Annotated in this window: 19 protein-coding genes; 12 read left to right on the top strand and 7 right to left on the bottom strand. The window is 62.0% G+C overall.

Annotated elements, in window-relative coordinates:
- Positions 1 to 88: 88 nt before the first annotated feature.
- Positions 89 to 625, bottom strand: coding sequence for a hypothetical protein (locus tag ACE3OV_RS13110; protein ID WP_374327690.1), 537 nt, complete (start codon positions 623 to 625; stop codon positions 89 to 91).
- 129 nt (positions 626 to 754) lie between these two features.
- On the opposite strand from ACE3OV_RS13110, the gene ACE3OV_RS13105 reads away from it, so the two are divergent.
- Complete coding sequence (locus ACE3OV_RS13105; protein ID WP_374327689.1) at positions 755 to 1,819, top strand: helix-turn-helix transcriptional regulator; 1,065 nt, start codon at positions 755 to 757, stop codon at positions 1,817 to 1,819.
- Positions 1,820 to 1,877: 58 nt separating this feature from the next.
- The gene (locus ACE3OV_RS13100; protein WP_374327687.1) at positions 1,878 to 2,654 is read left to right on the top strand and encodes a hypothetical protein; all 777 of its coding nucleotides are present in this window, start codon (positions 1,878 to 1,880) and stop codon (positions 2,652 to 2,654) included.
- A 283-nt stretch (positions 2,655 to 2,937) separates the two neighbouring features.
- On the opposite strand, the gene ACE3OV_RS13095 is transcribed toward ACE3OV_RS13100, so the two are convergent.
- Positions 2,938 to 4,512, bottom strand: a complete 1,575-nt coding sequence (locus tag ACE3OV_RS13095; RefSeq protein WP_374327684.1) for a Fic family protein — start codon at positions 4,510 to 4,512, stop codon at positions 2,938 to 2,940.
- Between the two features lie 128 nt (positions 4,513 to 4,640).
- The gene (gene rlmF / locus ACE3OV_RS13090; protein ID WP_374327682.1) at positions 4,641 to 5,627 is read right to left on the bottom strand and encodes a 23S rRNA (adenine(1618)-N(6))-methyltransferase RlmF; all 987 of its coding nucleotides are present in this window, start codon (positions 5,625 to 5,627) and stop codon (positions 4,641 to 4,643) included.
- 160 nt (positions 5,628 to 5,787) lie between these two features.
- Between rlmF and ACE3OV_RS13085 the strand changes: the two genes are divergently transcribed.
- Together ACE3OV_RS13085 and ACE3OV_RS13080 are read left to right on the top strand one after the other, a co-directional pair.
- Entirely contained in the window at positions 5,788 to 7,491 is a 1,704-nt protein-coding gene (locus tag ACE3OV_RS13085) for an AAA family ATPase (RefSeq protein ID WP_374327681.1), read from the top strand.
- A gap of 31 nt (positions 7,492 to 7,522) precedes the next feature.
- Positions 7,523 to 7,828 (top strand): antibiotic biosynthesis monooxygenase, encoded by a 306-nt coding sequence (locus ACE3OV_RS13080; protein WP_374327680.1) that lies wholly within the window; start codon positions 7,523 to 7,525, stop codon positions 7,826 to 7,828.
- Here the strand turns inward: ACE3OV_RS13080 and ACE3OV_RS13075 are convergent, their stop codons facing one another.
- Positions 7,829 to 8,986, bottom strand: coding sequence for an NnrS family protein (locus ACE3OV_RS13075; RefSeq protein WP_374327678.1), 1,158 nt, complete (start codon positions 8,984 to 8,986; stop codon positions 7,829 to 7,831).
- Between the two features lie 168 nt (positions 8,987 to 9,154).
- Here ACE3OV_RS13075 and ACE3OV_RS13070 point away from each other — a divergent pair, with 168 nt between their 5' ends.
- The 4 genes from ACE3OV_RS13070 (at position 9,155) to ACE3OV_RS13055 (ending at position 12,694) form a co-directional block, all read left to right on the top strand.
- The gene (locus tag ACE3OV_RS13070) at positions 9,155 to 10,411 is read left to right on the top strand and encodes a nitronate monooxygenase (RefSeq protein ID WP_374327695.1); all 1,257 of its coding nucleotides are present in this window, start codon (positions 9,155 to 9,157) and stop codon (positions 10,409 to 10,411) included.
- Between the two features lie 127 nt (positions 10,412 to 10,538).
- A complete protein-coding gene (locus ACE3OV_RS13065; RefSeq protein WP_374327677.1) occupies positions 10,539 to 11,705 on the top strand; it encodes a hypothetical protein in 1,167 nt (388 codons plus the stop codon).
- A gap of 4 nt (positions 11,706 to 11,709) precedes the next feature.
- Positions 11,710 to 12,141: a hypothetical protein gene (locus tag ACE3OV_RS13060; protein WP_374327675.1), complete on the top strand. Its 432-nt coding sequence runs from the start codon at positions 11,710 to 11,712 to the stop codon at positions 12,139 to 12,141.
- Positions 12,142 to 12,253: 112 nt separating this feature from the next.
- Positions 12,254 to 12,694 (top strand): CBS domain-containing protein, encoded by a 441-nt coding sequence (locus ACE3OV_RS13055; RefSeq protein ID WP_374327674.1) that lies wholly within the window; start codon positions 12,254 to 12,256, stop codon positions 12,692 to 12,694.
- Here the strand turns inward: ACE3OV_RS13055 and ACE3OV_RS13050 are convergent.
- The 3 genes from ACE3OV_RS13050 to ACE3OV_RS13040 all read right to left on the bottom strand — a co-directional run bounded on the left by ACE3OV_RS13050 (position 12,688) and on the right by ACE3OV_RS13040 (position 15,458).
- Positions 12,688 to 13,419, bottom strand: a complete 732-nt coding sequence (locus ACE3OV_RS13050) for a tRNA pseudouridine(65) synthase TruC (RefSeq protein ID WP_374327673.1) — start codon at positions 13,417 to 13,419, stop codon at positions 12,688 to 12,690. The genes ACE3OV_RS13055 and ACE3OV_RS13050 overlap by 7 nt on opposite strands.
- Positions 13,412 to 14,395, bottom strand: coding sequence for a CoA ester lyase (locus ACE3OV_RS13045; RefSeq protein ID WP_374327671.1), 984 nt, complete (start codon positions 14,393 to 14,395; stop codon positions 13,412 to 13,414). The genes ACE3OV_RS13050 and ACE3OV_RS13045 overlap by 8 nt, the downstream gene beginning before the upstream one ends.
- Before the next feature lie 70 nt (positions 14,396 to 14,465).
- Entirely contained in the window at positions 14,466 to 15,458 is a 993-nt protein-coding gene (locus ACE3OV_RS13040) for a malate dehydrogenase (RefSeq protein WP_374327669.1), read from the bottom strand.
- A 195-nt stretch (positions 15,459 to 15,653) separates the two neighbouring features.
- On the opposite strand from ACE3OV_RS13040, the gene ACE3OV_RS13035 reads away from it, so the two are divergent.
- From ACE3OV_RS13035 to sdhA, 4 genes are all read left to right on the top strand, one after another.
- Positions 15,654 to 16,409: a GntR family transcriptional regulator gene (locus tag ACE3OV_RS13035; protein ID WP_374327668.1), complete on the top strand. Its 756-nt coding sequence runs from the start codon at positions 15,654 to 15,656 to the stop codon at positions 16,407 to 16,409.
- A gap of 122 nt (positions 16,410 to 16,531) precedes the next feature.
- Complete coding sequence (gene sdhC / locus ACE3OV_RS13030) at positions 16,532 to 16,933, top strand: succinate dehydrogenase, cytochrome b556 subunit (RefSeq protein ID WP_374327667.1); 402 nt, start codon at positions 16,532 to 16,534, stop codon at positions 16,931 to 16,933.
- Positions 16,930 to 17,277, top strand: a complete 348-nt coding sequence (gene sdhD, locus ACE3OV_RS13025) for a succinate dehydrogenase, hydrophobic membrane anchor protein (protein ID WP_374327666.1) — start codon at positions 16,930 to 16,932, stop codon at positions 17,275 to 17,277. The genes sdhC and sdhD overlap by 4 nt, the downstream gene beginning before the upstream one ends.
- 2 nt (positions 17,278 to 17,279) lie before the next feature.
- Complete coding sequence (gene sdhA, locus ACE3OV_RS13020) at positions 17,280 to 19,064, top strand: succinate dehydrogenase flavoprotein subunit (RefSeq protein WP_374327665.1); 1,785 nt, start codon at positions 17,280 to 17,282, stop codon at positions 19,062 to 19,064.
- Positions 19,065 to 19,075: the final 11 nt, after the last annotated feature.

Below are 19,075 nucleotides of genomic sequence, written 5' to 3'. Positions count from 1 at the left end.
GTTCATTCGCATGCGAAGCGCTATCTTGCGCTTCTCCTTTTGTTGCTCTGGACTGAGCTTGCGGGCGTCTTCTTTATCCATGCCAATATCATACCACAAACGCCCTATATATTTGCCGGGTTAATAACACGCTGTTCGCATGCTTGATCAGGGAGCCGAGTGTGATCAGTGCCTGGCGACGGCGTTGCCGAGGCTCGTAAGGAAAGGGCCATGACACTAGGGCTAGTACCAGGCTTCCGTTGCGCTGGGCAAATTCTGCCACCAGCGTAGCCAGGGTTCCGCCAGCAAAGCCTGCCGCTCCGCCTACTATGATGACCAGTTGCATGCCATCTAGTGCTTGTTGGATCGTCGATTGATGTTTGCCGGCAAGTTTGCGGACTTGTTCGGCTGTTTTCGGTTTTCCGGCCGCCCGCTCCCCGATCATGATTTTCTGATTGGCATTCCGGAAGGCATTCAAGGCTCTGTCGCTGGTGTCGATGGCGACGATCCTGTCGATGCCGTAGCGTTTCCCTTCAACGTCCAAGGACATCACAATCCCTGCTAAACCGCAGGCGACCAGCGCGACAGCCGGGTAGTCGGCTTCTTCCATTTGCTTCACCTCTCTGATGACGATGTAGATCATCATCCGGGTAGGTGTAACATTTTGTGTAGCACTGGCGACGCGGCATTTCTGTTGCGCTGGCAGTGCAGGCGGGAGTCAAACTGTCACACTCGCCGGCAGACTGGCAATTCCTGTAACTGGACGAATTGCCGAATGAAATCAGCTTCAAATTTTCGGATTGCCATGCCAGAACAACCCGCCATTGCCACCAACCAGCGTCGCAACCTGATACTCGACGCGGTACGGCGTCTAAGTAAAACCCGCAGTTGGGTGACCCAGCGTGATCTGTTGGCGGATTTGCGCGGTCAGGGCTTCGATGTCCAGAAGCACCACGTACTACGTGACCTTCGCGCGTTGATCGGGATACACCCGGAGCTTGAGTGTCATACCGACGAGGACCCAAGCGGCCGTCCCCGCAAAGGGGTCGAGTACGGCTACCGCTGGGTTGCCCGTGACGCGACACCGGAAACCGGTCTGTCGATACCCGAAGCCCTGTCTCTCGTCTTGGTTTCCCGGTATCTGAAGCAGGCGCTACCGGCTACCCTCTCCGGCGCACTGGGCAAATTGTTCGAGCGCGCGGAAGCAACACTCAACCTGCAGCAGAAGAACGGTGTCGCCAACTGGAGCGACATGGTGGGCGTCGTTGTTCCGGCACAGCCCATGCTGCCGCCGAAGATCAATCCAGAAGTCATTCAGGTGGTGCATCGGGCCCTGATTGCCGGCGAGCAATTTCGCGGGGTGTATCGCAATATCAATGGAGAGGAAGGCGAGCGAGTCCTGCACCCACTGGGCCTCATGGTGCGCGAGCCGTCGCTGTATCTGGTGGCGGTGTGCAACGGCTACGAAGATCCCCGGATTTTCGCCTTGCATCGCTTCAGTTCAGTGAAGCGGGAGCATCTTCCCGCAACCCGTCCGACGGGGTTTTCGCTGGCCGAGTACCTGGAACGTCAGGGGAATTTTGGCTCGGGGGAATGGATTTTGCTGAAAGCCAGGGTGGCTAGTAAGCTGGGACGAATTCTCGAAGAAACACCGCTCGGCCCGGATCAAAAGTTGTCTGAGTCAGATTGCGATGGCTGGCGTCAGCTTGAAGTCAGGGTTCGGGATAACTGGCAGTTGACTTTGTGGTTGTTGGGGCATTGTGGCCAAATTTATATTGTGTTGCCGGATCGGTTGCGTGAACAGATATGCCTACGTATAGAATCTGCGCAGGGGGGGTAATAAAAATATTGTCCTTTTTCTGTTTTGTATAATTTAATTTTTGTTTAGGGGATTGGCTGTGAGAAAGAATGGTTTGATTTATATATACGAGGCTTTTGCTATTAATAATTCGAGCAACGAATCTCCCGAATTAGATACGCTAGTGTCAGCTCTTCAGAGTTGGGGGAAATATCTTGATTTTTATGAAGATGTTAGTTCGGAGATTTTTGTGGGTGGTGAGGCCTTGTTTTGCGTTGGGACGGAGCAAATGTGCATCGCCTCTTTGGCGGGGGCTATTCATCGCGATAATAAAGATGCTCTTAGTGCAGTTGAGCGCCCGGTTGCAAAGGATGCGAAATCGTCATTTTTTGGAAGGTTAGATCTCTGGTTGTACATGAATCAACATCAATTTCATGTTGAAGGCAAGTTGGCGCGTAAGCATATGCCTATAGACAAAATTGAAACTATTTTTGTTGGTAATGGAGGGCGCGGAAGTGCTAGTTCGCTTATTAGTGTTGGGTTTCGGGATTTTCAGAAATCTACGGGGAACTGGAGTCGTGTTAGACGAAAAAATAGTGCTGGTTTTTTTCGTGTAATGCTTCTGATGACAAGAGTGACGCCGGTTGAGAATAGGGGGGGTATTGATGATATAAAGTCGGATATTGTTAATATTTTTTCTGGCACTCAAGAAATTGACGTTTATCGGAATGGGCGTACTCGTAGTGAGGTGCAAGGAAAGAAGCCTGTTAAAGATAAAATGAGCAAGTATGATCACGCTGGTTTGGTAATGCTTCCACATGATACACGGGGTGTTGGATTTGTTGCTGTTGCTTCAGTAATTCAACGTTCTTCCTGATGGAGTGTTGTGCTGTTGTCAAAGTGGGCATAACTGGACTCTGTTTGATAAATTTTTGTTATTGCGTGCTTGTCATCAAAGAGATTTTATTGGGGCTTCAAAAATACTCTTTCTGGCTTGGCGAGCGGTACTGCTAGCGTAGGTGGACCGCTTGGCGGTGTCGAAAGCTTGTGCTGACGTTCGTTGCTCACTCCGAACCTGTACCGCTTCCCGTTAACCCAGAAGGTACAGCCGAAGATGCGGGCGCATGATGAACCACAGCACACTTCGGAAACCGCAGATTTCACGAAGGCGCCTTCGCTGTAGCCGCCTCTCGTGCCAACTGCGTCGCAATGAACCCTGCGAATGCCGTCAGGTCGTCGTTTGCGCTCGCTGATTCAAGGGCGCGCATGTATTCGTCGCGGTCGTCGACGCGGATGACCGTCCACGGGTAGCCGCCGCCGGCCAGCAGGACGTTCATGGTGAATCGTGCTGTGCGGCCGTTGCCGTCCATGTACGGATGGACGAAGCCGAATAGCCAGTGGCCGAGTACGGCGCGCACGAAGGCATCGGTTTCGGCGGTTAGGCATTCGCACAGAGCCGTCATGCCGTCAAGGACGGCGTCGTGGTGCGGTGGCGAGTGCAGCGAGCCACGCAGGAAGACGTGCTGGCGGCGATAGCCGACGAGGTCGGCGACGGTGAGGATGCCGGCATCGACCGATGGCCCGAAGAGTTTCTGGTACCAGGTCTGGTGCTGGGTGGCGAACAGCCGGGCCGAGAGGCCGGGGGCCGTCGTCCGTTGTGCGTATGCCTGCGCTGCGGCATCGCGTACCAGTTCGAAGGCGTCCAGGTAGCCTTTGGCGGCCATCGCCGCCACCTGTTTTTGATCGGACGCGTCGCTGACCGGGTCCCAGGCTTCATCGGCAACCTTGCGGATCAGTTCCGGCGTGACCCGGTAACGTTCGATGGACAGCGAGTGGTAGGCGTCCTCGGTGCGGATGGCCTGCACCCGGGTGAGGTAATCGGCGGGGCTGAGGTCGAGAATGGCGTTGTCCGGCCTGCAGGCGATCACGCTTTCCCGGTGTTGTTCCCACAATGCGCGGATGCGGGCGTAGAGCGGCGAGCGCCCCGCTTGCCCGAGGGTGTAGATTGGTGTGGCGGCAAACGGGGTTTCGTCGGTCTTGAGCTGGATGCCCAGGCCGGCAAGCTGGCTTATTACCGCGTCGGCGAAATCGCCTCGCTGGACCTGGCGGTACGCGGAAAGAATGCGCGCCAGGCCGGCGCGGTTGACGTCGACCAGCGCGGCCAGCGGGCCTGGGTCCTGCAACTGCGCCATGACGATCTGGATTTCGCGGCCGTGCGTGGCGAAATGCCGGGGCGGCAGGCTGACCAGGCAGAGCGGGATGCTCATGCAGCGTAGGCCGTCGATGGTTTGCGTCTGGCTTTCCGTCGGGAAGGTGGATTTGCCGGGGAACATGGCGATCGTATGGCCGAAAGCCAGTTCCTGCACCTGGCTCTGGCTGGAGGCGAGCATGACGTTGACCGTGGCCGGGATCACGGTTTGCCGGGCGTGCCGCAACAGCGAATGCTCGGCGGTCAGGCAATAGCCGCTGGCAAAGCGTTCGCCGAGATAGCGCGCCAGGTATTCCCAGAAGTTTGCATAGAACGGGGTGGTGTCGCCGGCTTCGGCCGTCGGGTCGGAGACGAAATACCAGCCCTTGAGGATTTCACGCAGGTAGCCGGTTTCCAGCAGCAGCACGCGATTGGCGTTGGTCAGTTGCGGCCCGCGCACAACGCCCCGGTCGGCGCCGAGTACGCCGTGCAGTTCGGTCAGGGCGCGAGCGAGTTTTTGTCGGGGTGTGAGTCGGGGGCGCGCCATGGGGTACCTGCGGGGTTGTGATTGATCGCCATGTTTTGCTGAAAACAATCTACATGTTCAATTGAAATTAATCAACATGTTTTGATTGATTTTATTCGCATATCATCACGTCCATCCGGCGCCGGCCGTCAGTTTTCGTCCGGCTGGCCTTCCCCGTTTTCAGCGGCAATTGCTTCAGCCTTGGCCCACCGTTCCCGCCGCCATTTCTCCCGTTCGCCGTTGGCGCAGAAGGTCCAGGCGACGATGCGGCTTTGTTTCTGGCCCTGGGTCATCGGCAGGATGCGCGATTCGACGACTTTCGCCTTTTTCAGCGCGGCTTCGATGTGCACCAGGTTGTCGGCTTTCGAGAGCAGCGAGGTGAACCACAGCACGCGCTTGGGAATCTGCGTGCTTTGCTCGATCATCGATTTGACGAAGGCGCGTTCGCCGCCGTTGCACCAGAGTTCGGTGCCGCCGCCGCCGAAGTTGAGGCGCGGCTGGGTGCTGCCCTTCCTGGCGCCGGGTTTGCCCAGGTTGTTCCATTTGCGCTGGCTGACGGCGAGGACTTCGTCGGGCGAGTTGTGAAAAGGCGGGTTGCACAGCGAGACGTCGAAGCTTTCGCCGCTGCGCAGCAGGCCGGTGAAGATGTTGTCCCAGACCGGTTGGTGGCGCAGTTCGATGCTGCCGGCGAGTTCCGGGTTCTTGGCGAGGATTTTCTGGGCGTTGGCGAGCGCCGCTTCGTCGATGTCGACGCCGAGGAAGGACCAGCCGTATTCGGCGTGGCCGATCAGCGGATAGACCAGGTTGGCGCCGGTGCCGATGTCGAGCGCGCGCACGCCGGGGCCGGTCGGGATGGCTTTCTTGTTGCAGGTGGCGAGCAGGTCGGCCAGCGCGTGCAGGTAGTCGGCGCGGCCGGGGATGGGCGGGCACAGGTAGCCTTCCGGAATCTCCCAGCCCTTGACGCCGTAGTGGTGCATGAGCAGCGCGCGGTTGAGCGCCTTGACCGCCGCCGGGTTGGCGAAGTCGATGCTCGGCTCGCCGGCCGGCGTGGTCTTCAGGTATTTGGCGAGCGCGGCCGAGGTCGCGGTCAGCGTGGCGAGGTCGTAGCCGTCGGCATTCTTGTTGCGCGGGTGCATGGTGATCTTTCCGGGAACGGGGCGCGATTGTCCCACGTGTTGCAGGTGCGACAAAATCGTCGGCGCGCAAGCGCATGATTTTTTGGGTGTTTGGCGGGCGAGCGGCAAGGCATGAAACTGGCTTGACGCAGTGACAAGCTACTCTCCGGGGAATCCGCCGATGAAGTTGTCGATCGAACGCCGCCACATTGAACCGCTGCTCGAAGCCTTTCCGCGCCTGGCGCACTTGCGCGAGCAATTGCGTTTCGGCAACCGGGTCGAGGTTTCCTTCGCCCAGCTGGAAGCTGTCGAACTGGACTTGCTGCAGGCGCAGTACGCGGCCGGCGACCGCGAGTTGCGCGCGCAGGCGGCGCAGATTGCGACGCTGCGTGCGGCGCTGGCCGAGACCGGGCATCGCTTTGCAGCCGAGGAGCTGGAAATGGCGGTGCCGGCCATCGCCCGTTACCTGGCCGAGGGCAGCGAACGCGGCTGGCTGTTCTCGGCGGCGATTACCGGCAAGCCGCTGGCCTGGGTGGTGGCGCGGCTCGATTACACGCCGCCGTCGGAAGAGGAAACGGGCAAGATCTTCCTCGAACTGCGGGCCAACTCGCGGGCGAAGATGGCGACGGCGACCTTGCGCATTTCCGGCGCCGACATCGCCGGCCACACGGTGGCCGAAATCCTCGCCGGCAAGGGCTTCGTCAAGGAAACGCCGGCCTTGCTGGCGGCTTACGAGGAGGGCGCGGCGCGCTATTTCGAGTGGCGGGCGCAGTACGGCGCGCAGTTTTCCGGCAGCGGCACCGGCTGGTTTGCCGAGAACCCGACGGCGACGCACCGCGACACCGATTATTCGCGCAAGGACCAGATCGTCCTCTCGTCGACCGGTTCGCCGGCGCGCCTGGTCAACGACGAGGGCATACTCGGCGAGCGCGTGCTGGCGATGGACGCCACCGGCGACATCCTGGCCAAGTTCGTCCGTCGCGTGCAGCGCAACTCGCGCCTTTCCGGCAAGGAAGAGGCGGAAGTCGAGGAAACCCGCGACGGCATCGCCAAGGGCTTGTTCACCGAACTGCCGGTGCATTTCTTCATCCTGATGTTCCACCTCGACCTGCACCATTACGTCTGGGTCCATGTGGACGATATGGCGCCCTACGCCTACCAGCCGGAACTCAAGGACAAGCTGGTGCTGCCGCCGGAGCAGACCGACCTGATCGACATCCTGACCGCCGAGATGGACGTGCTGATGGACGACATCGTCGCCGGCAAGTCGGGCGGCACGACGGTGCTCTGCGCCGGGCCACCGGGCGTCGGCAAGACGCTGACCGCCGAGGTGTATTCGGAGATCATCCGCCGCCCGCTCTACCGCGTGCATTCCGGCCAGCTCGGCCTGAACGTGGCGGAGATGGAAAAGACGCTGAAGGAAGTGCTGACCCGCGCCCAGCGCTGGGGCGCGGTGATGCTGATCGACGAGGCCGACGTCTACATCAAGCGGCGCGACGACAACATCACGATGAACGCGGTGGTTGGCGTCTTCCTGCGCGTGCTGGAGTATTTCAACGGGCTGCTGTTCCTGACGACCAACCGCGTTGATGATATCGACGAGGCGATCGTCTCGCGCTGCATTGCGCTGATCCGCTTCCACGCGCCGAGCCGCGACGACCGCCGGAAAATCTGGGGGGTGATGGCGGCGCAGTTCGGCCTGGCCGTCGCGCCGGAACTGCTCGACCGCCTGCCCGACATCTTCCCGCAGGCGTCCGGGCGCGACATCAAGGGGCTGGCCAAACTGGTCGCCAAATACTGCAGCCAGAAGCAGGTGGCGGCGGGCGAGGACGTGTTCCGCCGCTGCTCGATGTTCCGGGCGCTGGAGCAGGCCGGGGTAAACTGAGGCAGTCTTTCGTCATCCACCGGAGTCCCGCATGTTTCTCGCCATGAACCGTTTCCGCATCGCCCTCGGCAAGGAGGACGATTTCGTCGCCCACTGGCGCAATCGCAACAGCTACCTGCACGAGGTGCCGGGTTTCGTCTCCTTCAACCTGCTGCGCGGCGACAGCAACGAGCAGTTCACGCTGTTCGCCTCGCACACGGTCTGGGAATCGGAACAGGCCTTTGCCGACTGGACGAAGTCGGACGCCTTCCGCAAGGCGCACATGCAGGCCGGCCAGTCGCCGCGCGATTTCTACCTCGGCCCGCCGCAGCTGGAGCTGTTTGAAGCCGTGCTTTGATTAGTGTTCGCGGCCATCGATGCGCGGCGCCAGCAGGAGCGGCACGTAGCGCCAGGCGAGCAGGCCGAAGGCAAGCAGCCAGCAAAGGGCGGCGGCGTCTATCCAGAGCAGGTAGTGCGACGGTGCTAGTTGCGGCAGCAGGGTGCGGATCGCCAGCGCCGCCAGCATCAGGTAGAGGACGCCGCGGTCGGCGGCGTCGAAACTGACCTTGCGCCCGGTATGTCCCTTGGCGATGCGGACGATCATCGCCGGGATGACGCAACCCATCGCCCCGAAGGTGAACAGGTGGGTCGGCAGGGTGCCGACCCAGGCCGGGCCGGCGAAATGTTCCCAGGCAGCAAGCAGCAGCTGGCCGGCGATCGCCAGGTAGCCGACGAACATGATGCTGATGTCGATCCGGCGCAGCGCGCGCTGCGGCTGCCAGGAGGGCAGGCGGAACAGAAGCAGGGCGGCGAGCGCCAGCGCCAGGCCGGCAGCCAGCGCGCCGGGCAGGCAGGGGGCGGCCACCAGCAGCAGGCCGAGTCCCTTGATCGGCAAGTCGAGCCGGGCGTCCCGCCGGATTTCCACCTGGAAGGCGGCGCGCATGAACTGGCTCAGCGTGCGTTCGAGCATGACCAGGAAAGCGAGCCGGAACAGGGCCAGGGTCATCGTTGTGCCGGCCGCGAAATCGCCGTGCAGCAGCAAAGTCTTGGCGACGATGAAGGCCGGCAGCAGGACGATGAAGAAGAGGTTGTCGCGGTAGCTGTCCTGGTTGCGGTGGCGGATCAGCGTCCACAGCAGCAGGACGACGATGCTGCCGAGAAAGAGCTGTTCGCCGAACAGGCGCAACGCCACCGGCCAGTTGCCGCCAAAGAGCAGCGTGGTGCGTTCGAGCAGCCAGGCGACGGCGAGGAAAATCAGCCGGCCGCCGTGGTGGCCGCGCACATTGACCCAGTTCTTGCTGGCGGTGAGCAGGAAACCGCCGAGAATCGCCCAGCCGAAACCGTAGAACATCTCGTGGGCGTGCCAGCGCAGCGGCTCGAGCGGGCTGGCGGCGAGGTCGGCATGGCCGCCGAAGACCAGCGCCCAGGTGATCGGCAGGACGGCGCCAGCGAGCATGCCGAGGAGGAAGAAGGGGCGGAAGCCGACCCGCCAGAGAGGATGGGAAGCGAAGCTCATGATGCGGATACCGGTGGGGAAAGCGTGGCAACTTTACCAAGCGGCAGTGGTCGATTCTTTGATTTATCCGATGGTGGCGAGCAGGCGCCGGGACATTGGCGTAAAATTACGGGCTTAGCCGTCAGCGAGGGGAACGAATCGTGACGGGCGGTTTTTCCAAGGATGAAGATGAAGCGTGTGGATGATTTCCGCTTGCGATTCGGCAAGCACGAGCTGGTTCCGATCATGATCGGCGGCATGGGGGTCGATATTTCGACCGCCGACCTGGCACTGGAGGCCGCCCGGCTTGGTGGCGTCGGCCATATCTCGGATGCGATGATCAACACCGTTTCCGATCGCCGTTACGACACCAAGCACGTCAAGGAAAAGCTCGCGCTGTACAAGTACAACGTGAACAACGAGGACAAGTCGCCGGTCAAGTTCGACCTCGTCCGTCTTGAAGAAGCGACCCGCCTGCACGTCGAAGCGACGATGACGCGCAAGCAGGGCAGCGGCATGGTCTTCATCAACTGCATGGAAAAGCTGACCATGAACGCGCCGCGCGAGACCCTCAAGGTCCGCATGTCGGCCGCGCTCGACGCCGGCATCGACGGCATCACGCTGGCCGCCGGCCTGCACCTCGGTTCCTTCGCGCTGATCGAGGATCACCCGCGCTTCCGCGATGCCAAGCTGGGCATCATCGTTTCTTCCGTGCGCGCCCTGCAGTTGTTCCTGAAGAAGAGTTCGCGCACCAACCGCCTGCCCGATTTCGTCGTCGTCGAGGGCCCGCTCGCCGGCGGTCACCTCGGCTTCGGCATGGATTGGGCGCAGTACGACCTGGCGACCATCGTCGCCGAGGTGATGCAGTACCTGAAGAACGAACACCTCGATATTCCGGTGATTCCGGCCGGCGGCATCTTCACCGGCACCGACGCGGCGCAGTTCCTCGACGCCGGCGCTGCCGCCGTCCAGGTGGCGACGCGCTTCACGGTGGCCGAGGAATGCGGCCTGCCGACGGCGGCCAAGCAGGAGTATTTCAAGGCGACCGAGGACGACATCGAGGTCAACCAGATCTCGCCGACCGGCTACCCGATGCGCATGATCAAGTCCAGCCCCGGCATCGGCGACGGCATCCGGCCGAACTGCGAAGCCTACGGTTACCTGCTCGACGCTGCCGGCAAGTGTTCCTACATCACCGCCTACAACCGCGAGGTGGCGCTGCATCCGGAAGCGCGCAAGGTCAAGGTGATGGACAAGACCTGTCTGTGCACGCACATGCGCAACTTTGAAATCTGGACCTGCGGTCAATTGACCTGGCGCCTGAAGGACACCACGCACAAGCTGGCCGACGGGAGCTACCAGATGTTGAGCGCCGAGCACATCTTCAAGGATTACCAATTCAGTACCGACAACCAGATCGCCCTGCCGGCGGTCGTCCAGGCTTGAGCTTGGTCAGTCCGGCGGCGTGCCGCCGGGTTCTCGAGTAACGAGCGGGCCGTCAGCCGGCCGGGAGATTTCGCCAGAAATGTTCATGCTGAAACGCAGTGATCGATCCGGTGCCGGCCGATGTGTCGTGGCTTTCCTGGCTGGCTGTGCGCTGGTGCTTGCCGCGGGCAGTCTACGGGCGGAAGAGGACGGGAATTTCAGCCTGCGTGGCTTTGGTACCCTGGGCGCGGTGCGGACGACGACCGACGATGTCGAGTTTGTCCGCGACCTGTCGCAGGCGCGCGGGGCGACCGACGAATGGACGGCGAAGACCGACAGCGTGCTCGGCCTGCAGGCCGACTGGCAGGCGTCGCCGCAGTGGCTGGTGGCGGTGCAGGCGATCAGTCGCTACAGCCAGCAGCGTAACTTTCAGCCGCAACTGGCCTGGGCCTTCGTCAAGTACGAGCCGACGCCGAACCTGAGCCTGCGCGTCGGGCGGCTGGGCACCGAATTCTTCATGCTGGCCGATTCGCGCTGGGTCGGTTATTCCTTCCTGACCGTGCGGCCACCTGGCGATTATTTCTGGTACCTGCCTTTCTACAGCATCCATGGCGGCGACGTCGCGCTGACCCTGCCGGTTGGCGAGGGCATCGTTCGCGGCAAGTTGTTTTACGGTCTGTCGCGCGGCAGCATTCCGCTGAGCAGCGAACAATGGGATATCAGCAACTCGCCGATGGCTGGCGGCTATCTGGAGTACCAGTCCGGTCCCTGGCAGCTGCGCGGCAGCTACGCCAACATCCGCTTCGCGCACGATCTGCCGCTGGCGCCGGTGCTGGCAAGAAAAGGAATGGTGCTGGCGGCGGCGGATGCCGATTTTCTGCAAGCGAAGGGAACCCGAACCCATTATTACTCGTTCGGCGTGGTCTATGACCGGGGGCCGGTGCAGGCGCAGTTGATGGTCAATCACATCGAGCAGGGCTCGCGCGCCCTGGAAAGTTCGGACGCCGCCTATCTCCTGTTCGGTTACCGGCTCGGTGACTGGACGCCCTATCTGGGTTACTCGGCGGTGCGTTCGCACCGGCGCCAACTGACGGCGAGCGCGGTGGCGAATTACGTGATGGCGGATTCCCGTTCCGACCAGGATACCGCTTTTGCCGGGGTGCGCTGGGATCTCGCCCGCAACGTGGCGCTCAAGGCGCAATGGGACGGGGTGCGCGGTTCGGCGTCGTCGCTCTTTCCTTACCGACGTGAAGATCGGGCGAAATGGGACGGGCGGATGAACGTCTTTTCGCTGAGTCTGGACTTTGTTTTCTGAGCGCATGATCGGACGCTGGCTGAGATTCCTGCTGATAGGCGCGCTCTGTCTGGGCAGCGCGGTGGCGACGGCCGAACTGGTCGTCGTCGTTAACGCGCGCAGTGGGGTGGCGGCGATGACGCGCAACGAAGTGATCAACATCTTTTTCGGGCGCAATCGCCAGTTTTTCAATGGCACCGAGGTGCAGCCGGTCGATCTCGTCGACAGCAATCCGCAGCGCGCCCAGTTCTATCGCCTGCTGGTCGGCAAGGATGTTTCCGAAATCAACGCCTACTGGTCGCGGCAGATTTTCACCGGGCGCATGCAGGCGCCGCCGCGCCTCGATAACTCAGAAGAGGTCATCAAATGGGTGGCGGCACGCCCCGGTGGCATCGGCTTCGTCGAGTTGAGCCGGGCCGACGCCCGCGTCCGTGTGGTCTACGAACTGAAGCCCTGAGCGGCTTGCGGTCGGCTTCATAAAATCTCAATATGGCAGCGGCAGACTGGCAGTGGCCAAGTGCCGGCCGGCGACGCGATGTCCCGGACCCATAACGATGAGGAGACCCGAAATGACTGCACGCCCCTTGCTGGAAATCATTGCCGACCGTCCGCTGGTGACGGCGGCGCCGCAAACCACGGTACGTGTTGCCTGCCAGTTGATGGCGAGTAAAAGGATCGGCGCCCTGCTGATCGTCGACGGCGAACGGACTGTCGGCATCTTCACCGAGCGCGACGCGCTGAACAAGGTGCTGGCTGGCGCGCTCGATCCCGACAGGACGACACTTGCCACGGTGATGGTGCGCGATCCGCAGTGCATTGGCGCCAACAAGCCGCTGGCGCATGCCTTGCTGCTGATGGCCGATGGGGGCTTCCGCCATGTGCCGGTGGTCGATGCAGACGGGCGGGCGATCGGCATGGTGTCGGCGCGCGACGCGCTGGGCCGCGACCTGGTCCAGCTCGAACACGACATCGAGCGCCAGGAAGCGCTGGAAAACTCGATCGGCTACTGAGCCGCAGGCCAGCCGAAGCGTTCGAACAGGGCGGCGAACTCGCCGTCCGGCGCGGCATCGATGACGATTTCCCGCGCGTCGACCGGGTGCCGGAAGGCGAGGCGGGTGCACGCCAGCAGCAGCCGGTGGCAGCCGAAGGCCTCGGCGAAGTAGCGGTTGTGCCGGCCCTTGCCGTAAGTTGCGTCGCCGATGATCGGGTGGGCGATGTGCTTGAGATGGCGGCGCAACTGGTGCTTGCGCCCGGTCACCGGAGTCAGTTCGAGCAGCGCGTAGCGGCTGCTCGGGTAGCGATCGACGGCGACCGGCAACTCGATCGTCGCCAGTCGCCGGTAGTGGGTCAGCGCCGCTTGCGCTTCCTGACTGCTGCGTTCGCCCTGGAATTCGTAGTCGTCGCGTTGGCGGGTCAGCGGGTGGGCTATGCTGCCGCTTGCCGGTGGATGGCCGCGGACCACCGCCAGATAGCGCTTGGCGACGCTGCCGTCGGCGAACTGGCGGCCAAGTACGCTGGCGATTTCCGGGCTGAGGCCGAACAGCAGCACGCCTGAGGTGCCGCGGTCGAGTCTATGCGCCGGCCAGACCTTTTGCCCGATCTGGTCGCGTAGTAGCTGGATCGCGAAGCGCGTTTCGTGGCGGTCGATTTCCGAGCGATGGACGAGCAGGTTGGCTGGCTTGTCAATGACGACGATGTGCTCGTCGCGGTAGAGGATGGGCAGTTGTTCAGGCAAAGAAGCGTTGCCGGGCGGCGTCGGGCAGGTCCATGCCGGTGACGTGGGCACGCTCGAGCAATTCCCAGTAATAGCGGTAGGAAGCGCGATCGTGCAGTTTGCCGGCATGCTGGATCGGGCCCCAGTCCTTGTCCTGGGCGGCGACCAGGATTTCCGTGGCGGCTTCGACCTCGGAGAAGTCGGGGCGCATCGCTTCGACGATGGGCAGGATCTGGTTCGGGTGAATGCTCCACATGCGCAGGTAGCCGAACTCGCGGCGGGCGCGCCGCGCGTCGCTGCGGATGGTTTCGATGTCCTTCAGTTCGGTGGTCACGTTGTGCGCCGGAACGACGCCGCTGGCCAGCGCGGCGGCGCTGATCTCGCACTTGGCGCGGGCGACCAGCGGATGTTCGAACTGGCCGGGACTCTTCATCGCGCTGCCGGGAATCGCCCCGTGGTGGCCGGAGACGAAGTCCATCAGGCCGAAGTCGAGCGATTCGACGCCGGGCAGGGCGGCGATTTCCCAGACCTCGCGCAGCGCGCCGTGGGTTTCGATCAGCACATGCACCGGAATCCGCCGCTCGACGCCGCTGGCGCGCTCGATCTCGCGCAGCGCTTCGAGTTGCGTCTGGACATCGCCGACGCCGCAGGGCTTGGGCAGGGTGATGAAGGGTAGCCGGTTGCCGGCGCCGCCGACCAGGATTTCCAGGTCGCTGCGCCAGTGGCTGTGGGTGACGTCGTGGATGCGCGCGCCGACGCGGTTGAAACGGTTGTCCGTGCTGTTGATGATGCCGGCCACCATCGCGGCGTGTTCGCGTTCGGCGCCGGCGTGCGCGCCGTCCTCGCAGTCGCAGGTGATGTCGAAGAGCGGTCCGAGTTCCTGTTGCAGCTGCAGGGCCTTGCGCATCAGCTTTTCCGAACCGGCGTAGTGGTCGACGGCGGGCAGGATGGGGAAGGGCTTTTCGCCCGCGAACAGGACGTGCTTGGGATGGCGCATGGGATATCGTCGGACAAATGAAAAAGGCCGCGGTATTTTACCGCGGCCTTCTGTTGGTGCCGAAAAACGATTACAGCATGCCGGCGACGGCAGCGCGTTCGTCTTCCAGTTCCTTCAGGGTGATGGCGATCTTGCCCTTGGAGTATTCGTCGATTTCCAGGCCCTTGATCAGGGTGAAGGAACCGTTCTTGCACTCGCACGGCAGACCGAAGACCAGGCCTTCCGGGATGCCGTAGCCGTTGTCGGCCGGCGCCGGGATGCCCATCGTGACCCATTCGTCGGAACCGAGCACCCAGTCGCGGATGTGGTCGATCGCGGCGTTGGCAGCGGAAGCGGCGGACGACAGGCCGCGGGCGTCGATGATCGCGGCGCCGCGCTTGCCGACGGTCGGCAGGAAGACGTCGTTGTTCCAGGCGGCGTCATTGATGATGTTCTTGACGCTGTCGCCGTTCGAGGTGACGAAGCGGTAGTCGGCGTACATCGACGGCGAGTGGTTGCCCCAAACGACCAGTTGCTTGAGCGAGGCGACCGGACGGCCGGACTTCTGGGCCAGCTGGGTCAGCGCACGGTTGTGGTCGAGGCGCAGCATGCCGTGGTAGTTGGCCGGGTTGGTGCGGCCAACCTTGATCGCCGCGGCGCGGGCAATGTAGGCGTTGGTGTTGCAGGGGTTGCCGACGACCAGCACGCGGACGTCTTCCTTGGCGTTTTCGGCGATGGCCTTGCCCTGGACGGTGAAGATCGCGCCGTTGGCGGTCAGCAGGTCGGCACGCTCCATGCCGGGGCCGCGCGGACGGGCACCAACCAGCAGGCAGACGTCGGCGTCCTTGAAGGCGACGTTCGGGTCATCGGTGGCGATCATGCCGGCGAGCAGCGGGAAGGCGCAGTCGTCGAGTTCCATCATCACGCCTTGCACGGCCTTCTGGGCTTGCGGCAGGTCGAGCAGTTGCAGGATGACCGGCTGGTCCTTGCCGAGCATCTCGCCCGAGGCAATGCGGAACAGCAGGCTATAACCGATCTGACCGGCGGCGCCGGTCACGGCGACGCGCATGGGGGCTTTGGACATGTATCGCTCCTGAAATAAAGCAGCTTGGTTGACTTATTCGTTGGTTCCGCGAGCCGCATTATTCCTTGCGTCGGTACTGGCTTACGGAACGTTGGATGTTAGAAGTTCGCCCGGGTTGTGTCAAATGATTCATGTGTCTTATATAAGACAACTTTTGGTGGACGTTGGGGTTGATTTGTGCTGAAATCTGGGCCCATGACCCGTGAGACCCTGCGTTCCGTTGCGCGCCCCGCTGCGCCGACTTTCAGCCCGTTGTACCGCCAGATCAAGGATTTCCTGATCGGTTGTCTGGAGCGTGGCGAGTGGCGTCCGGGTGACGTGATTCCGAGTGAGGGTGAGCTGGCGCAGCGTTTCAATGTCAGCCAGGGTACCGTGCGCAAGGCCATCGACGAGATGGCGGCGGAGAACATGCTGGTGCGCCGCCAGGGCAAGGGGACTTTCGTATCCACGCACAACGATCCGCGTGCCTACTATCGTTTCCTGCGTCTGTTGCCGAATGACGGAATTGCCGTGCCTTCGGTCAGCGAGCCTTTTTTTTGCCAGGTGGTCGAAGCGGCACCCGACGTGGCGGCGGTGTTTGGCATGGCGCCGGCCAGTCCGGTGCTGCACGTCAAGCGTATCCTGCGCTTTGCGGGTGAGAAGGTGATTTTTGATCAGATCTTCCTGCCCGCCGAAGCCTTCCCGGGCTTGACCCTTGAGCTGTTACGCGCCGGTGAGCGCTCTCTCTACAGTTTGCTGGAGAGTGACTTCGGGGTGCGCATGATCAGCGCCGAGGAACATCTGCGTGCCGTGGCAGCCGACGAGGAGTGTGCTGCCCTGCTCGATGTCCGGGTTGGCGAGCCTTTGTTACAGGTGGAGCGGACGGCTTACACCTATGGAAATCGCCCTGTGGAATGGCGCAAGGGCTTGTATTGCACGAGAAATCATTATTACCACAACGAACTGGGGTGATCCTTCAGTCTGCTGCAAAGGCCGCCAACTGGCGTTTTGGGGCAGGTTTGACTGTATAATTACGGCTCTTTTTCGAACCACCTACAAGCGGGAATCCGCACTCTTCGCGAGGGAAGATCTTCATGGCAGAGATGATGATTAAGAAGAAGCAGCGTCCGAGGAATCTGGACCTGGCTTCGCTGCGCAGTTACAGCTTGCCGCTTCCGGGCAAGGTTTCCATTTTTCACCGGGTCAGCGGCCTGGGCTTGTTCCTGATGCTGCCGGTTATTCTCTGGTTGTTTCAGGCCAGCGTGACGTCGCCGGAAACCTTTGCAGTCTTTCAGGGGCTGGCTGCCGCCTGGCCGGTCAAGGTGATCCTTGCTGGCTTGATCTGGGCTTATGCTCACCACTTCTGTGCCGGCATCCGCTTCCTGCTGATGGATGTGCATGTCGGGGTCGATAAGGCGCCGGCGCGCAAGTCCGCCGCTGCCGTGTTCGCTGTCAGCATTCCGCTGAGCATCATTCTCTGGGGGGTTCTGCTGTGATCAACCGTATTGTTGTCGGTGCCCATTACGGCCTCAAGGACTGGATCGCCCAGCGTGCGACGGCAGTCATCATGGCGGTCTATTCGATCATCCTGGCGGTTGTGCTGCTGGTGTTCCGTCCGTCGACGTTCGAGGCCTGGCAGGCGGTGTTCGCCAATGGCGTCATCAAGTTCTTCACCTTCCTGTTCTTCGCCAGTCTTTTTTACCACGCCTGGATCGGCGTGCGTGACATCTGGATGGACTACGTCAAGCCGGTCGGCCTGCGCCTGACCCTGCATGTCCTGACCATTGCCGCGCTGGTGGGCTACACCGCGTGGGCTGCTGCGATTCTCTGGAGGCTGTAAGCGTGAGTATTCCTGTTCTGAAATTCGATGCGGTCATCGTTGGTGCCGGCGGTGCCGGTCTGCGTTCCGCAATCCAGTTGTCCGAAGCCGGCCTGAAGACGGCCGTCCTGTCCAAGGTCTTTCCGACCCGTTCGCACACCGTTGCCGCTCAGGGTGGTGTTGCCGCTTCGCTCGGCAACTCCGAGGAAGATCACTGGCACTGGCACATGTACGACACTGTCAAGGGTTCCGACTGGCTCGGCGACCAGGACGCGATCGAATTCATGGTGCGCAAGGCCAACGAATGCGTGGTCGAGCTTGAGCACTACGGCATGCCCTTCGACCGCACCGACGACGGCAAGATCTACCAGCGTCCGTTCGGCGGTCACATGTCGAACTTCGGCGAAAAGCCGGTGCGTCGCTCCTGCGCTGCGGCTGACCGTACCGGTCACGCCATGCTGCACGCGATGTACCAGCGCAACGTCAAGGCCAACACCCAGTTCTTCGTCGAATGGATGGCGCTCGACCTGATCCGCGACGCGGATGGTCATGTCGTCGGCGTCACGGCAATGGAAATGGAAACCGGCCAGGTCGTCATCTTCCACACCCGCGCCACCATCTTCGCGACCGGTGGCGCCGGCCGTATCTACTACTCCTCGACCAACGCCTTCATCAACACCGGTGACGGCCTGGGCATGGCGGCGCGTGCCGGCATCCCGCTCGAAGACATGGAATTCTGGCAGTTCCACCCGACCGGTGTCGCCGGCGCCGGTGTGCTGATCACCGAAGGTGTGCGTGGTGAAGGCGGTATCCTGCGCAACGCCAACAAGGAACGCTTCATGGAGCGCTACGCGCCGAATGCCAAGGATCTGGCGTCGCGCGACGTGGTTTCCCGCGCCATGACCACCGAAATCAACGAAGGCCGTGGTTGTGGCGTCAATAAGGACTACGTCCTGCTCGACATCACCCACCTTGATCCGGCGACGATCATGAAGCGCCTGCCGGGTATCCGCGAAATCGGCCTGCAGTTTGCCGGCGTCGATTGCATCAAGGAACCGCTGCCGGTCGTGCCGACCTGCCACTACCAGATGGGCGGTATCCCGACGCATTTCTCCGGTCGGGTTGTCGTGCCGCAGAACGGCGACTACAACACCGTTGTTCCCGGCTTCTACGCTGCCGGTGAATGCGCCTGTGCCTCGGTGCACGGTGCCAACCGTCTCGGCACCAACTCGCTGCTTGACCTGCTGGTCTTCGGCAAGTCGGCTGGCGATTCCGCTGTGGAAGATCTCAAGGCCGGTCAGGCGCACCGCGACCTGCCGAAGGACGCCGCCGAACAGTCCTTGTCCCGCATCGCCGCGATCGACAACCGCAAGGGCGGTGCCAACGTGCACGAAACCCGTCTCGCCATGCAGCGCACGATGCAGAACCACGCCGGCGTGTTCCGCTTCGGCGATCTGCTCAAGTCCGGCGTCGAGAAGATTCTCGAAGTCGAGAAGGCGGCCCGCGCACTGGAAATCAAGGACAAGTCGATGGCCTGGAACACGGCCCGTACCGAAGCGCTCGAGATGGAAAACCTGATCGAAGTCGCCAAGGCAACGATGATTTCTGCCGAAGCGCGCAAGGAGTCGCGCGGCGCCCACGTCCGCGACGACGCGCCGGATACCCCGGAATTCCCGAACGGCCGTAATGATGCCGAGTGGCTCAAGCATACGCTGTTCAATCCGGTGGACAACTCGATCACCTACAAGCCGGTCACCATGCAGCCGCTGACCGTCGAACCGATCGCGCTGAAGACGCGTTCGTACTAACGGAGAAGAAG

The organism is Azonexus sp., assembly GCF_041909095.1.
In the GTDB taxonomy this organism is placed as follows: domain Bacteria; phylum Pseudomonadota; class Gammaproteobacteria; order Burkholderiales; family Rhodocyclaceae; genus Azonexus.
The sequence above is the reverse complement of the archived record's forward strand: the minus strand, read 5'-3'. Positions and strand labels throughout refer to the sequence as shown.

What these genes read in the sequence shown, in the direction of transcription:
- ACE3OV_RS13110 (WP_374327690.1), bottom strand. Translation starts at nt 625, where the DNA reads ATGATGATCTACATCGTCATCAGAGAGGTGAAGCAAATGGAAGAAGCC.
- ACE3OV_RS13105 (WP_374327689.1), top strand. Translation starts at nt 755, where the DNA reads ATGAAATCAGCTTCAAATTTTCGGATTGCCATGCCAGAACAACCCGCC.
- ACE3OV_RS13095 (WP_374327684.1), bottom strand. Translation starts at nt 4,512, where the DNA reads ATGGCGCGCCCCCGACTCACACCCCGACAAAAACTCGCTCGCGCCCTG.
- rlmF (WP_374327682.1), bottom strand. Translation starts at nt 5,627, where the DNA reads ATGCACCCGCGCAACAAGAATGCCGACGGCTACGACCTCGCCACGCTG.
- ACE3OV_RS13085 (WP_374327681.1), top strand. Translation starts at nt 5,788, where the DNA reads ATGAAGTTGTCGATCGAACGCCGCCACATTGAACCGCTGCTCGAAGCC.
- ACE3OV_RS13080 (WP_374327680.1), top strand. Translation starts at nt 7,523, where the DNA reads ATGTTTCTCGCCATGAACCGTTTCCGCATCGCCCTCGGCAAGGAGGAC.
- ACE3OV_RS13075 (WP_374327678.1), bottom strand. Translation starts at nt 8,986, where the DNA reads ATGAGCTTCGCTTCCCATCCTCTCTGGCGGGTCGGCTTCCGCCCCTTC.
- ACE3OV_RS13070 (WP_374327695.1), top strand. Translation starts at nt 9,155, where the DNA reads ATGAAGCGTGTGGATGATTTCCGCTTGCGATTCGGCAAGCACGAGCTG.
- ACE3OV_RS13060 (WP_374327675.1), top strand. Translation starts at nt 11,710, where the DNA reads ATGATCGGACGCTGGCTGAGATTCCTGCTGATAGGCGCGCTCTGTCTG.
- ACE3OV_RS13055 (WP_374327674.1), top strand. Translation starts at nt 12,254, where the DNA reads ATGACTGCACGCCCCTTGCTGGAAATCATTGCCGACCGTCCGCTGGTG.
- ACE3OV_RS13045 (WP_374327671.1), bottom strand. Translation starts at nt 14,395, where the DNA reads ATGCGCCATCCCAAGCACGTCCTGTTCGCGGGCGAAAAGCCCTTCCCC.
- ACE3OV_RS13040 (WP_374327669.1), bottom strand. Translation starts at nt 15,458, where the DNA reads ATGTCCAAAGCCCCCATGCGCGTCGCCGTGACCGGCGCCGCCGGTCAG.
- ACE3OV_RS13035 (WP_374327668.1), top strand. Translation starts at nt 15,654, where the DNA reads ATGACCCGTGAGACCCTGCGTTCCGTTGCGCGCCCCGCTGCGCCGACT.
- sdhC (WP_374327667.1), top strand. Translation starts at nt 16,532, where the DNA reads ATGGCAGAGATGATGATTAAGAAGAAGCAGCGTCCGAGGAATCTGGAC.